Genomic DNA, 13,479 nt, shown 5'->3' with positions numbered 1-13,479 from the left:
GTAAAGGAGGAGACGGATCATGAGCTTTAAAGAGAGAGCGGCCGACGTCATGGGACATGTCGCTTATCGTATTACAAATCAGAAATATATTATGGCGATTAAGCAAGCATTTGTCACATTAATGCCAATCATCATTACGGGGGCTTTTGCTGTACTGATCGCAAATATGATCATGAGCCCGGAAACGGGGCTTGCCCATTTTGAGATATTCAGGTTTTTAGCAGAGCTTCAGCCAATTATGAAGGCAATCAATTATGCCACGCTGAACTTTTTAACGATCGGGGCTGTGTTCCTCATCGGGATTGAGCTCGGGAAAATCAATGGACATAAATCATTATTCCCAGGGTTAATGGCATTGATTTCATTTATATCCGTTATTCCGACGACACTTCTTCTTGAAGTCGATGGATCGATGCGTGAGGTTGTCGATGTGCTGGCGAGGCAATTCTCCGATCCAAAAAGCTTATTTTTGGGTATGATCATTGCCATCGTCTCTGTAGAGATCTTTTGTAAACTTACCGAGGTGAAGTGGCTGCAAATTAAAATGCCAGATTCTGTTCCATCAAATGTGGCGACGTCTTTTTCTTCACTTTTCCCATCAATTATTACGATTACAATCATTAGTTCATTCGGGTTTGCGTTTCACCGTGTGACAGGCATTTATTTGCATGAAGCGGTGTATAACGTCGTGCAGCGTCCGCTTGAAAGTGTTGTGCAGGGATTGCCTGGTATTTTAACGTTAATGTTTGTGGCGCAATTTTTCTGGGTGATCGGTATACATGGCAACCAAATGATTAAACCGATTCGCGAGCCGCTGTTATTAGGATCAATTGCAGTGAATATGACAGCATTTCAAGAGGGCAAAGAGATTCCAAATATTATCACGATGCCATTTTGGGATGTGTATATGAGCATTGGTGGTTCGGGTGTGACGATTGGTCTGTTGATCGCCATTTTTATAGCGGGTAGAAGGGAAGAGATGCGTAGCATTGCCAAGCTTTCATCAGGACCTGGACTGTTTAACATCAATGAACCAGTTATTTTCGGATTACCTGTCATGTTGAACCCTGTGATGGCAATTCCGTTTATCGTTACACCACTCGTGACAGGTACGATTGGTTATATCGCAACTGCTACAGGTTTTGCCGGGAAAGCGGTGGTGATGGTGCCGTGGACGACACCTCCGATTGTGAATGCTTGGCTGTCTACCGCTGGCAGTATGGGGGCTGTCATCACACAGCTCATCTGTATTGTTGTCGCTGTTTTCATCTATTTACCTTTTGTTCTCTTATCCAACCGGAAGCCAGAAGCAGCACCTGATTCAGAATAGAAGGAGGGCTCATGAATGAACATGCAATTTAGATGGTATGGCAAAGAAGATCCTGTCTCCCTTTCATATATTCGGCAAATTCCCGGCATGAAAGGGATTGTCAGTGCCGTCTATGATGTGCCGGCTGGTGATCTGTGGCCGGAGGAAAGTATTGCTCATTTAAAAGCGGAAATCGAACGTCACGATCTTGCTTTTGAAGTCGTAGAAAGTCTCCCGATCCATGAAGATATTAAGCTGGGAAAGCCTAGCCGGGATGTTTATATCGAGCATTATCAAGAAAATATCCGCAGATTAGCAAGGCATGGTGTGAAGGTCATTTGTTATAACTTCATGCCAGTCCTTGATTGGACACGAACACAGCTCGATTTCCCACTAGCTGATCAATCGACGACCCTTGTTTATTTTCAGCATCAGCTTGAACAGATGGATATAGAAAAAGATCGACTTTCCTTACCCGGGTGGGATATGTCTTATACGCAGGAAGAAATGAGAAAGTTGATGGCTGCATACAGGGCATTGGGTGCGGAAGGGTTGTTTGAAAACCTAGACTATTTCTTGGGAAATATCCTTCCAGTTGCAGCGGAAGAGAACATGAACATGGCACTGCATCCAGATGACCCTCCTTGGAACATATTTGGTCTGCCCCGCATTGTCAGCTGTGAAGAACAAATAGATCGTATCCTTCAGCTCGATGAACGCTCACAGCATGGACTGACCTTTTGTTCCGGTTCCCTAGGCTGTAATGCGAAAAATGATGTTCCTTCACTTGCGAGAAAGTATGCCAAAAAAGGGCGTATACACTTTGCTCATTTACGCAATGTCAATTTGTATGAAAACGGTGATTTTGAAGAGTCGGCACACCTGTCGTCAGCAGGCAGCCTCGATATGGGAGCGATTGTGAACGCATTGTTTAAGGAAGGATTTGCTGGCTATGTCCGGCCAGATCATGGACGAATGATCTTTGGTGAGACGGGCAGACCTGGCTATGGATTATACGACCGAGCACTTGGAGCTATGTATTTACAAGGGATGTGGGAAGGACTTCAAATTCACACGAAGAAAGGTCAGGTGGCAACATGAACAAAATCGACATACCCAATGACTTTATTCTAGGTGCTGCGGCTTCTGCTTGGCAGACGGAGGGTTGGAAAGGGAAGAAACCGCATCAGGATTCGTATATAGACCTTTGGTATAAGGAGGGGTATCACGTATGGCACGAAGGGTACGGACCAGCAGGAGCAACGAATTTTTACGAGCGCTATCCTGAAGATGTAGCCCTTATGAAGGAAATTGGGTTATCTCATTACCGGACATCGATCAATTGGTCGAGGTTTCTCATAGATTACGAGAATGGAATTGTAGATGAGACCTATGCTCGTTATATTGATGATTTCATCAATGATTTACTTGAAGCAGGTGTAGAGCCGATGTTTTGCTTAGAGCATTATGAGCTTCCTGCTGTTTTGCTTGAAAAGTACGGTGGTTGGTCATCTAAACATGTTGTCGAGCTGTTTGTTCTGTATGCAGAAAAGGTGTTTGAACGCTATGGAGACCGGGTCAAACATTGGTTTACCTTTAATGAACCAATTGTTGTTCAGACTCGTGTGTATCTAGATGCTATTCGTTATCCTTTCGAGCAAAATACGAAGAAATGGATGCAGTGGAACTATCATAAAGCCTTGGCGACATCAAAAGTGGTGAAGCTTTTTCAGGAAATGGGCTTGAAGGAATCAGCCGGTGCAAAAATTGGGGTCATTCTCAATCCAGAAGTGACGTATGCGAGATCGACTGCTCCGCATGATCAAGAAGCGGCCCGCATGTATGATTTGTTTTTTAATCGCGTGTTCTTAGATCCCTCCATTAAAGGTGAGTATCCAGAAGAACTGCTTGATGTGTTGAAAAAGCATGACATTCTTTTCGATGCAACGGAAGAAGAGCTTCAGCTCATTAAAGATCATACAGTCGATGTGGTCGGTCTTAATTTATACTATCCGCATCGCGTTAAGGCACCTAGCAAGGCTTGGAACGAAAACACACCGTTTCATCCATCTTATTATTACGATCTATTTGAGCTCCCAGGGAGAAAAATGAATCCATTCAGAGGCTGGGAAATCTATCCGAATATCGTCTATGATATGGGCATGAGAATAAAAGAAGAATACGGCAATATCGAGTGGTTTGTGGCTGAAAACGGTATGGGGGTCGAGCAGGAAGAGCGGTTTAAAAACGAAGACGGCATCATTGATGATCAGTACCGAATTTCATTTATCAGCCAGCATTTGAAAAAAGCCCTCCAAGCGAAAAAAGAAGGTTCAAACTGCAAGGGATATATGCTCTGGGCTTTTACGGATAATGTCTCGCCGATGAATGCATTCAAGAATCGCTACGGATTAGTAGAGATCCAACTGGAGAATGAACGGAATCGTCAGATGAAAGCGTCAGGGTACTGGTTCAAAACATTAATCCAAACGAGGAAATTAAGGGATGAACCAGATGTCATTTATCAATAGGAGTGATGGGATATGAAGCGAATCATTCTCGCTTGTGCAGCAGGAATGTCGACGTCGATTGTGGTATCTAAAATGAAGGCAGCCGCAGAAGGAAAAGGGCTGGATTATGAAATTTATGCGATACCTGAAGGGGCCATTGCGGACGAATTAGAAGAGCATGGGGACGATGTAAAGGTCATTTTGCTAGGACCGCAAGTTAGCTTTATGAGAAAGGCAGCAGAAAAAACAGCGGCACCTTATCATATACCTGTCGATGTGGTAAATGTAAGATTATATGGAACAGCGAATGGAGAAAAAATTCTAGAACATGCACTGAAACTAGCAAATGAATCTTGAGCAATCGGAGGAGAAGCAGATGACGGTATTAGAGGAAATGCAGGGAGCAGCCTTTCAAATCATTGCCCATGCAGGTGAGGCACGAAGCCATTATGTAGAAGCCATTCGTCTAGCAAGAGCGGATGACTTTGAAGCAGCACAGCAGTTGATTGAAAAAGGGGAGGAAGCGTTTCGAAGCATCCATGACCTGCACTTGTCGCTGATACAAAAAGAGGCGGCAGGGGAACAGCTTCCCTTTTCTTTACTGCTCATACATGCAGAAGACCAAATGCTCACAACAGAGACCATCCATCTGCTTGCCATTGAAATGATAGAAATGTGTAAAAAAATGAATACCCTGTCAAAATAGATATCAGTTATTAACCAATTTCTGTTATAATCATTCGGTAGATAAAGAGAAAGCAGGATTGGTGAATGAAAAAAACATGTATGTGGCTTGCAGTTGGTTTAGTCATGCTGCTCATTTCGGGCTGTATGGGTATGAAACAGCAAACAGAAGGAAACCAGCAAGCCATCAAAGAGGTAAAGGGTCAAGTACAAACGAAAGAAACAACAGAAACGCAGCAAATTGAAGCGGCAGAGATAGACAAACAAAACTGGATTCAGCAAAAGGAACCCGTTGCGCTTCCAATCTTGATGTATCACAGTATTTCCAGCGGTAATTCGTTACGTGTGCCAAAAAGCGAATTTGCGGCTCATATGAAATGGCTGAAAGACAACGGCTATGTCACGCTGTCGCCGAAAGAGGCATATCAAGTTCTCGCGACCAATTCGACACCAAGTGAAAAGTATGTTCTTATCACATTTGACGATGGATATACGGATAACTACACAAAGGCATTTCCGATTTTAAAGGAATATGGAATGAAAGCCACGATTTTTATGATCGAGCAGTCCATCGGCCGTCCGCATCATTTAACCGATGCTCAAATGGATGATATGATGGCGCATGGTATTTCAATAGAGAGTCACACCATTCATCATTTAGAACTCAATCGTTTAACACAGAAGCAGCAGGAAGAAGAATTAAAAGGATCGAAGGTATTCTTTGACCAGCGTTTTTCTCAACAAACGATCATGGTCAGCTATCCGGTCGGTCGCTATAACGAAGACACACTGAAGCTGGCGAAGGAAGCAGGATATGAAATGGCTGTGACCACTGAACCAGGACATGCGAAAAAGGAACAAGGCATGATGTCCTTACACCGCCTTCGCATTTCACCAGGACTTTCACCCGAAAGCTTCGGCAGGCTGATAGAGGGAAATTGATCAATATTAGATCACAGATGTTTCACATGAAACATTTTACGACACGTTTCGTGGATTAAATACGATTTGTTTGAGATAAATGTATGCAGAAGGAATCAGTTTTTTATATACTGATTCTTTTTTATTTAACTAAATAAGGTCTTACAGTCGCCAATAGAAAGTAGGAGGGCTTAGAAGAAAAGTACAGGTTATTATACTTGAAAGTTATTTTGAGTGTTGTTCAGTTTATTTGATTCATTGCATAACAAAAAGCTGTATAATTTATTTGAAATAATGAAAATTCTGCATTTGAAATGAATAAGTGAGATTAAAAAATAAGCTTAACTATGGTAACAAATTGTTACTTATGGTAACATATTGTTGCACAAGTTTTTTGTTCAACTCGGACTAAGTTGAACTAGTTTTCAAACTGAAGCACGAGAGCTTCAAGGTGAATTTCTTGAACGTTCACCATACAACTGAAAAGAAATTTAATTTGGGCACTCGGCTGACTACCGTGTGCTTTTTCTATGTATAAATTTAAAATGTGAGGAATACACTGAAATAATATGAAAAAATAAAGCAGCCCTCCAAAAAACAGAAACGAGATAGAACCAGCATTACCTTGACTAGGGGTAATGAAGGTGCCGCTTTATTTTTCATTATCATCTTAAGGGTTCATTCAGAACGTTCTCTTATCTAAAATCCATATGATGAACTGGACTAGAGTTCGGATTGAATTTAAGATAAGGAACCAAAGCTTGTACATACAGGTACAAGCTTTTTTCTTTTTGTTTTTGCGTCTTTCAACGCGTGAACGCACAAGTTTTGTTCTCAAACTGACCCCTCCTTTCTAGGCATAAAAACACCTTTAGTATGGAAGGGGGGAGGACTATCGTTTGCAACACGTTTCTATGTATATTTTACCATCTTTCCTATTTAATGACGAATAGCACCTTGTTGTTTCTTCTCTGTTTTTCTTTGCGTTTCATTCATAAAACTCTATATGCGTTTTCTCTAGTTTGTAATAATCCAATCGATCTTTCAAGGTTCCTGTATGAAATTCAAATTTATGTCCATCAGGGTCTGTGAAATAAATCGATTTCTGATCTCTTTCGTCTCTTGGCCGGCTTGGTAAGATGTTGACGTTCAAATCTTTTAGTTTGTTATACATTGGATCTACATCCTCCTCATCAATAGAAAAAGCGATGTGTGTGTAAGAGTGATGGATGTCTTGACGAGGAATGTCTTTTTCTACATTGAGGGCAAGCCACAGGCCGTTCAAATCGAAGTAAGCTGTCGTTCTGCCCTTTGTTAACAATTTGGCATTAAAGACCTTTGTGTAAAAATCAATAGATGTCTCTAAATCAGAAACAGAAAATAATAAATGGTTTATTCCTTTGATGTTCAATTTAATCACCTCAAATTCAATGATGAGAAAAAAGCTTGCAGACTCAATCTACAAGCTTTGTTGTTTATTGATAAACAGGATAACCCGTTATCTTTATATCTTTTCCGAGTGGTTCAAGAGAGAGTTGATCGAGTTCAATTGCATCACTCATGAGGCGTATGCCTTCGCCTCCGAAAAAAGAAGGAGAGAGTCGTCCGCCAATGAGCTTGGGCGCCATGTAGATGACGAGTTTATCGACAAGCTGCTGTTCTAAAAATGAGGCATTGACTTGCCCGCCGCCTTCAATCATCAGGGAGGAGATATTTCTTTCTCCAAGCACTTGAAGTACTTCTTGTAAGGGCACCCGGGTATCGCTATCCGTCATGATGACGCTGACGCCAGCTGCTTCTAAAGCAGCTCGTTTTTCTTCATCGGCTTGTTTTGTTGTAAAGATCCATGTTGGCGCCATTTGATCTGTGACCACCTTTGCTGTCAGCGGGATAGACAGCTTAGAGTCTAAGACAATTCGAATTGGATGATGACCGTTTGGAATCCGTGCTGTTAATGAAGGATCGTCGTGAATGACGGTTTGCGCACCGACCAAGATGGCATCGTTGATACTGCGAATGTGATGTGCATCATAACGGGACGTCTCTGATGTAATCCACTTGCTGTCAGACGTAGCAGATGCAATTTTTCCGTCTAACGTAATGCCCGCTTTGAGCGTCACGAAAGGTGTTTTTTTCGTAATAAAGTGATTAAATACTTCATTCATCAGAATGGATTCCTGTTCAAGTACGCCCGTGATAACTTGTATGCCAGCGTCTTGTAAAATGGCAATCCCGCGGCCAGCGACCAGCGGATTCGGATCAAGTGCCGCCACGACAACAGTTTCGACGCCAGCTTTCACAAGTGCTTCAGCGCATGGGCCTGTGCGGCCATGGTGGGAACAAGGCTCTAGTGTCACATAGATCGTGGCACCTTTTGCCTTATCTCCAGCCATTTTGAGCGCATGGATTTCTGCATGTGGTTCGCCGGCCTTCATATGCGCCCCGACCCCAACAATTTCATTTTCTCGCACAATCACAGCCCCGACGAGCGGATTGGGAGATGTCTGACCTTTCATTGCTTCGGCATTTTCAAGGGCTAGTTTCATATATCGCTCATGATGTGGCAATCGTACGCACCTCTTGATCCGCCTTCATATGGCCTGAGCGGTTAATTTTTGTCTGCAAGTATTTTTCATTGAACTCAGAGACATCACCCCAAAGAGGAATCCGTCCAGAAAGAGAAAGACCTGCATGACTGATAGCATCGGTCTTTTTCGGATTATTGGTAATAAGTCTGACTGGCTTTGTACGCAATGTTTGAAGAACAGCAATCGCTTCTTCATATTGACGTGTATCATCTTCAAAGCCTAGTGCTTCGTTTGCTTCTACTGTATCGTAGCCGTTTTCTTGCAAGATGTAGGCCATGGCTTTACTGAAAAGACCGATCCCGCGTCCTTCATGGTTGGCTAAATAAAACAGTGCGCCTGCTCCATTGTCCTCAATCATCCGCATAGACTGTTTCAATTGGAACCCGCAATCGCAGCGTTTGCTTCCGAAAATATCGCCGGTGTGGCAGATGGAATGCATGCGGATCAGCGCTTCATCAGCATGTTCGAAATCTCCGTAAACAAGGACACTTGATTGCTGGTGATCTGCAAGCTCACGGGAGGAAAGGCTTTCGATTAAAGCTTCATCTGATAATGGTTCTTTCCCGTCATCTTTTAACCATGAATACCAGTTAAACATGACCGTTCTACCGTCTAAATTCACTGGCAGTTTAATAGGTCCAGTGATATATATAAATCCGTCTTCTTGCTGTACTCGTTTGATTTTATCTTTTAAAATGGCTGTTTTAACCTCTGTGTGTTTGTCCATATTCTGCACCTTCTTTTTTGTCTGTTTCTTCAATCTGTAAACGAACGAGAACGCCAAATGGATCAATAAATTCGTTACTTTTTCCTGTCGTGTTCATGTGAACGCCTGCTTTTGTCAGACGTTCGACGACGGATGTTCTATCGTCTTCTTTTGGGAAAACCAGTGTATAGCTTCTAATTCCTGAAAAACGTGGATCAATGGCTCCTTTTCTCCCGCGTCCCCATGCATTAAAGGCAAGGTGGTGATGATAGACGCCACCAGCAACGAATAAGCTGGCTGGGGGAGCCATTCGGATATGAAAACCGAGCGTGTTCACATAAAAGGAATCGGCTTCTTCTGGGTTGAGATGGAAATGCAAGTGTCCCATGACTGTACCAGCCGGGAGTCCTTCCCAGGTGGAATCAGCGGCTTCTTGCAGGAGACCATCTCCATCAAGCGGAGCATTTCCGCCACCTTTCACTTCTCCATGCTCACCTACCCATATGTCCTGAGGACGATCAGCATAAATTTCGACGCCGATGCCATCTGGATCACTTAAATAAATGGCTTCACTGAAAAAGTGATCGCTTGCTCCAATTAAAGGATAGCCTTTTTTGAGCACATGCGCCAGCCATGTGCCCAGGTTTTTTCTGGTAGGTAATAAAACCGCAAAATGATAAAGTCCTGGTTCATGATCCGGCTTCTCTTTCAGTTGCACATCTTCTTTCAGCACAAGGATTGGTTCCTTTGCGTTGCTGCCAAGCGTGACAGTAGAATCCGTCTGTTCTAATAAAGTAAAACCTAAAATGTCTGTATAAAAAGGCAAAGAACGCTCAAAGCTGGACACATGTAATTCTGTTACACCTAATCTTACCTGCTCTATTGTATTCAAAGCTCGGTCATCTCCTTCATGTTATATGCATCTGCATGTTCAATGGTTTATTGAAAATTGATAAAATGATTACCTTGTTACTTTTAGTAACTAAACTATATAATAGTTAGTGACTTATTTCAAGTAATTAATTATGTTATAATGAAAAAAAGTAGAGAAAAGCAGAAGGGAGTAAAGTATGGCTCAAGTAGATGGCTGCCCAATTACAGATGCCATGGAGATTTTAGGGAAGAAGTGGGTGATTCTGATCATCAATCAGCTTTTGACAGGGCCAAAACGTTTTTGTCAGCTAGAAAATGAAATGAACATCAGCGGACGGTTATTATCAGAAAGGCTGAAAGATTTAGAAGCTGAAGGCCTTGTTGAGAAAAAAGTATATCCCGACATTCCCGTGCGGATTGAATATGAACTAACAGAACAAGGAAAGAAAATTGAACCAGTCATACGGGAAATGTATGCTTGGTCTTTAGAGCGAAAAAATAGTGAAAAGGGTGAACATGTCCCTTCTTAATCGATTTCGATCAGTGTCCCTGATCGATTTTTTTTGTGATTTTCCAGAAATCTAAGTCAATAGTATGAAAAATGATGTTGACAATAATTTCATTCATCATATAATATCAAGGAGAAGAGGGTTCTTTTCCCTGTAATGGAATGGGGAGGTTATGCCATGGTATCATGAATGGGACAGATTACCTAAACCGTGTATCACTACATCATGTAGCAACAGACATCTTTGACTTGTCAAAAGCAAAGATTTATTTTTTGGTCTCTATTGATAATGATTATCATAATCATTTATGAGTGTGATTCATACGCTGATAAAGGTTATTTTTTTTATTGTCTATTGAGAATAATTATCAATATCAATTAGGAGGATATATATGAAATCACTTCGTTCAGCATCACACGTCTTATTATTCTTTAGCTTTGTTCTATTGTTTGCTCTAGCCCCGGTTAGCTCTGCCTCAGCAGCAGGCTTAGCAGATGGTCAATATTCAGCACAATATGTGGTATGGAAAGCAGACAGTGATTCAACGTCAACAGCAAATACGTATTTTGAAAAACCAGCTAAGCTTGTTGTGAAGGACGGAAAAATCAAAGCGCAAGTCACGTTAACGAACAGCTCTTGGATTACAAGCTTTAAAACATTGGATCAAGGTGTCTACAAAGATGCGAAGGTGATCAGTACAAACGCAGCTGCCAATAAGAGAACGGTAGAGTTCAATGTCAACAGCCTGACAGATGTTGTACCAGCAAAAGTGAGTGTGACTGTACCGGTCATTGGATATACAGGCAATTACGATATTCGCGTCAAGTTTGATGCAGCAACTGTTCAATAAAAAGGGAGGAAATTCATTTGATAAAAAAATGGATCAGGATGCCAGCCTTCATGGCTGCATTGCTTCTGGCACTTATACTGCCTTTTTCAAATGCACAGGCTGCCTCATTAAATGATGGTACATACTCCGTCAATTATACTGTGATGAAGGCCGAAGGAACTGCCGTTTCGATGGCAAATGATTACTGGCTGAAGCCGGCAAAAGTGATCGTGAAAAATGGCAAGCTGACTGTGCAAATGACTATTAAAAACAGCAGCTGGGTAACGGAATTTAAAGTGCCGGGAAATGGCGGCTATGTCGATACGACGGTTCTATCAAGGAATAAGAAAGCCAATACAAGGCTTGTTCAATTCCAAGCACAGAGTTTGTCTAAACCAATCAAGTCAAAAATCCATGTCACAGTCAAATCGGCTGATTATGATCACGACTATACCATCCAGCTGAAATTCGATGAAAGCAGCATCAAGTCACTTTCTTCTGACAGTTCAAAAGAAACAGCAGGTGCAGCAAAACATCAAGAATCATCAAAAGAAACAACCAAAACAACTGATTCATCCACCAAAACAAAACAAGAAGAAAATCCTCAAACTGGTGATACAAGCCAGATGGGATGGCTCCTTGTGCTTGTCTTATGTTCAGGCGGGTTTTTAGCGAGAAAGTGGATCATCAAGCATTAACGGAAGGAAGTGTCATCTTTTGAAACGTCTTTTTCATCTACAGACAGCTATTCTGCTCGTTTTATTCAGTTTGTTGACTGCGTTTCAGCTGCCTCAAGGAACGGCTCAGGCGGCATCATTGGTTGATGGTGAATATACGGCCGGATTCACCATTTTAAAAAATGGCAGCACTGAAGCATCCATGATGGATACGTATACAGAAAAGCCAGCTAAGCTCGTCATCGAAAATGGCAAGACGACTGCCTATCTTACGCTGAAGCAAAGCAAAGAAATCACAGATTTCAAGGTCGAACAAAACGGCTCTCTCGTCACCACTGAAACGGTCAGTGAAGATGAGACAGCGAATACGCGTGTGATCAAATTTGATGTAGCAGATGTATCAGCCAAATTAAATGGCTGGGTCAAAATTTACTGGGACTTAGGCGGCTTTATTTATGATGAGGCGTATGACGTACAGATCGCTTTCGACGAGAGCAGTCTCACACTTGTCACGCCTGCGAAGCCAGACGATAGTGAAACAACACCAGATGATCAAAACGGTACGACGCCAGGCGACAGTGAAACAACACCAGATGACCAAAATGGCACGAAGCCGGGCGACAGTGAAACAAAGCCGGATGATCAAAGCGGTACAACACCAGACGATCAGCCGACCACTCCTGATAATAACAATGACACAACACCAGTTGATTCACCGCAGAACCAATTAAAAGATGGTGTGTATCGTATCAACTACAGTGTGCTGAAGGGCGATGAGGATGAGGCATCTCGGATGAGCCAATACTTCTCACATCCAGCATCGTTAACCGTTAAAAATGGAACGCAAACCGTTTCCTTTACGGTGAAGGATCATACGTCAGTTGATTCTTTGAAAATAGAGAAAAACGGTTCTTATCAAGAAGTGAAAAACGTGAGCACAGATCAAGCAAAGAACACAAGAGTGGTTTCATTTGAAGTGTCTGATCTGAAAAAAGCAGTTAACGGAAAAGTACACATTGTGGTAGCAGCCGCTCACTATGATCAAACGTACGATATTCGTTTTCAATTTGATTCAAAAAGTATCGTTCCACTGAAGGACGGTCAAATAGAGGAAGAAACACCGGTTACACCAGAAACACCAAAACCAAATAAACCAGCACCAGACACAACGAACGGCGGAACGAATCAAGAGACAGTTCAGCTAAAAGACGGGGTGTACAAGCTTCCTTTCTCAATGAAGAAAGCAGACAAGGATGAGCTTTCTCGCATGAACGATTACGTCGTGAGCCCTGCGACATTGGTGGTGAAAAATGGCCGCCATTTCGTTTCATACACTGTGAAGAACAGCTCAGCCATCACATCGTTCCAAGTAGGAACCGGCGGTAAATTTGAAGAGACGCTAGTTGCAAAGACTGATCAAAAAGCAGATACACGAGTGATTCAATATGAAGCAAAAAGTGTAAGCAATGATCAGGCAGCACGCGTGAAAATTGACATTCCAGCTGCCAATTATCATGAGCAGTACGATGTCAAACTTGTCTATGATACGAAAGGCATTTCACTTGGTGAAGGAAGCGGAATTGCGACGGTGATCGGAGAAGATGAGAGCATCGGCTTTGTGAAAAATCCGAATGATCACGATTCTCAACCAAGCCAGCTTGCGAATCTCGCCCCTGAGGAAACGGGTGCAGAGCAGATGACCTTTACGCCATCAGATGACCAAACCAAGTCTGAGACAGGTCAGCTGAACCCAAAAACAGGAGATACTTCACTTCTTTGGGTGTACATTCTTTTATTCGGCGGATCACTATTCGTGCTCGTCAGAAAGTATCAAACTCGTACAAGATAAAGAATCTATGTTAAGTGAGGTGCG

At 42.4% G+C, this 13,479-nt stretch carries 14 protein-coding genes; 10 read left to right on the top strand and 4 right to left on the bottom strand.

All coding sequences use genetic code 11. From position 1 onward, the window contains the following. Positions 1 to 19: 19 nt before the first annotated feature. The 6 genes from M2353_RS18515 (at position 20) to M2353_RS18490 (ending at position 5,445) form a co-directional block, all read left to right on the top strand. Entirely contained in the window at positions 20 to 1,330 is a 1,311-nt protein-coding gene (locus M2353_RS18515; protein WP_284725870.1) for a PTS sugar transporter subunit IIC, read from the top strand. Between the two features lie 15 nt (positions 1,331 to 1,345). Then, entirely contained in the window at positions 1,346 to 2,410 is a 1,065-nt protein-coding gene (gene uxuA, locus M2353_RS18510; RefSeq protein ID WP_268430370.1) for a mannonate dehydratase, read from the top strand. Then, positions 2,407 to 3,840 (top strand): glycoside hydrolase family 1 protein, encoded by a 1,434-nt coding sequence (locus M2353_RS18505; protein ID WP_284725869.1) that lies wholly within the window; start codon positions 2,407 to 2,409, stop codon positions 3,838 to 3,840. The genes uxuA and M2353_RS18505 overlap by 4 nt, the downstream gene beginning before the upstream one ends. Positions 3,841 to 3,852: 12 nt before the next feature. Then, positions 3,853 to 4,176 carry a PTS sugar transporter subunit IIB gene (locus tag M2353_RS18500; RefSeq protein ID WP_008345616.1) on the top strand — a complete coding sequence of 108 codons (324 nt, stop codon included), beginning with the start codon at positions 3,853 to 3,855 and terminating at the stop codon, positions 4,174 to 4,176. A gap of 19 nt (positions 4,177 to 4,195) precedes the next feature. Beyond that, entirely contained in the window at positions 4,196 to 4,525 is a 330-nt protein-coding gene (locus tag M2353_RS18495; protein WP_008345614.1) for a PTS sugar transporter subunit IIA, read from the top strand. A gap of 65 nt (positions 4,526 to 4,590) precedes the next feature. Further along, entirely contained in the window at positions 4,591 to 5,445 is an 855-nt protein-coding gene (locus tag M2353_RS18490) for a polysaccharide deacetylase family protein (RefSeq protein ID WP_284725868.1), read from the top strand. Positions 5,446 to 6,412: 967 nt separating this feature from the next. Here the strand turns inward: M2353_RS18490 and fosM are convergent. From fosM to M2353_RS18470, 4 genes are all read right to left on the bottom strand, one after another. Beyond that, positions 6,413 to 6,835: a FosM family fosfomycin resistance protein gene (gene fosM, locus M2353_RS18485; RefSeq protein WP_047946573.1), complete on the bottom strand. Its 423-nt coding sequence runs from the start codon at positions 6,833 to 6,835 to the stop codon at positions 6,413 to 6,415. A gap of 64 nt (positions 6,836 to 6,899) precedes the next feature. After that, positions 6,900 to 7,991 carry a bifunctional diaminohydroxyphosphoribosylaminopyrimidine deaminase/5-amino-6-(5-phosphoribosylamino)uracil reductase RibD gene (gene ribD, locus M2353_RS18480; protein ID WP_284725867.1) on the bottom strand — a complete coding sequence of 364 codons (1,092 nt, stop codon included), beginning with the start codon at positions 7,989 to 7,991 and terminating at the stop codon, positions 6,900 to 6,902. After that, on the bottom strand, positions 7,978 to 8,739 hold the full coding sequence (locus M2353_RS18475) for a GTP cyclohydrolase II (RefSeq protein WP_008345606.1): 762 nt from the start codon (positions 8,737 to 8,739) through the stop codon (positions 7,978 to 7,980). The genes ribD and M2353_RS18475 overlap by 14 nt, the downstream gene beginning before the upstream one ends. Then, positions 8,717 to 9,610 (bottom strand): VOC family protein, encoded by an 894-nt coding sequence (locus tag M2353_RS18470; protein WP_039165081.1) that lies wholly within the window; start codon positions 9,608 to 9,610, stop codon positions 8,717 to 8,719. The genes M2353_RS18475 and M2353_RS18470 overlap by 23 nt, the downstream gene beginning before the upstream one ends. 178 nt (positions 9,611 to 9,788) lie before the next feature. On the opposite strand from M2353_RS18470, the gene M2353_RS18465 reads away from it, so the two are divergent. The 4 genes from M2353_RS18465 (at position 9,789) to M2353_RS18450 (ending at position 13,455) form a co-directional block, all read left to right on the top strand. Continuing rightward, positions 9,789 to 10,121 (top strand): winged helix-turn-helix transcriptional regulator, encoded by a 333-nt coding sequence (locus M2353_RS18465; protein WP_007497926.1) that lies wholly within the window; start codon positions 9,789 to 9,791, stop codon positions 10,119 to 10,121. A gap of 370 nt (positions 10,122 to 10,491) precedes the next feature. Continuing rightward, complete coding sequence (locus tag M2353_RS18460) at positions 10,492 to 10,950, top strand: NEAT domain-containing protein (RefSeq protein ID WP_058337097.1); 459 nt, start codon at positions 10,492 to 10,494, stop codon at positions 10,948 to 10,950. A 50-nt stretch (positions 10,951 to 11,000) separates the two neighbouring features. After that, positions 11,001 to 11,627 (top strand): heme uptake protein IsdC, encoded by a 627-nt coding sequence (gene isdC / locus M2353_RS18455; protein WP_284725866.1) that lies wholly within the window; start codon positions 11,001 to 11,003, stop codon positions 11,625 to 11,627. A gap of 19 nt (positions 11,628 to 11,646) precedes the next feature. Then, positions 11,647 to 13,455: an NEAT domain-containing protein gene (locus M2353_RS18450; protein ID WP_284725865.1), complete on the top strand. Its 1,809-nt coding sequence runs from the start codon at positions 11,647 to 11,649 to the stop codon at positions 13,453 to 13,455. Positions 13,456 to 13,479 lie beyond the last annotated feature (24 nt).

The organism is Bacillus aerius, from assembly GCF_029894105.1.
In the GTDB taxonomy this organism is placed as follows: domain Bacteria; phylum Bacillota; class Bacilli; order Bacillales; family Bacillaceae; genus Bacillus; species Bacillus altitudinis.
This window is presented reverse-complemented; position numbering and strand designations above follow the sequence as displayed.

Bases quoted from the DNA above. Each gene is read 5' to 3' on its own strand.
- M2353_RS18515 (WP_284725870.1), top strand. From the start codon at position 20: ATGAGCTTTAAAGAGAGAGCGGCCGACGTCATGGGACATGTCGCTTAT.
- uxuA (WP_268430370.1), top strand. From the start codon at position 1,346: ATGAACATGCAATTTAGATGGTATGGCAAAGAAGATCCTGTCTCCCTT.
- M2353_RS18505 (WP_284725869.1), top strand. From the start codon at position 2,407: ATGAACAAAATCGACATACCCAATGACTTTATTCTAGGTGCTGCGGCT.
- M2353_RS18500 (WP_008345616.1), top strand. From the start codon at position 3,853: ATGAAGCGAATCATTCTCGCTTGTGCAGCAGGAATGTCGACGTCGATT.
- M2353_RS18495 (WP_008345614.1), top strand. From the start codon at position 4,196: ATGACGGTATTAGAGGAAATGCAGGGAGCAGCCTTTCAAATCATTGCC.
- M2353_RS18490 (WP_284725868.1), top strand. From the start codon at position 4,591: ATGAAAAAAACATGTATGTGGCTTGCAGTTGGTTTAGTCATGCTGCTC.
- M2353_RS18475 (WP_008345606.1), bottom strand. From the start codon at position 8,739: ATGGACAAACACACAGAGGTTAAAACAGCCATTTTAAAAGATAAAATC.
- M2353_RS18465 (WP_007497926.1), top strand. From the start codon at position 9,789: ATGGCTCAAGTAGATGGCTGCCCAATTACAGATGCCATGGAGATTTTA.
- M2353_RS18460 (WP_058337097.1), top strand. From the start codon at position 10,492: ATGAAATCACTTCGTTCAGCATCACACGTCTTATTATTCTTTAGCTTT.
- isdC (WP_284725866.1), top strand. From the start codon at position 11,001: ATGGCTGCATTGCTTCTGGCACTTATACTGCCTTTTTCAAATGCACAG.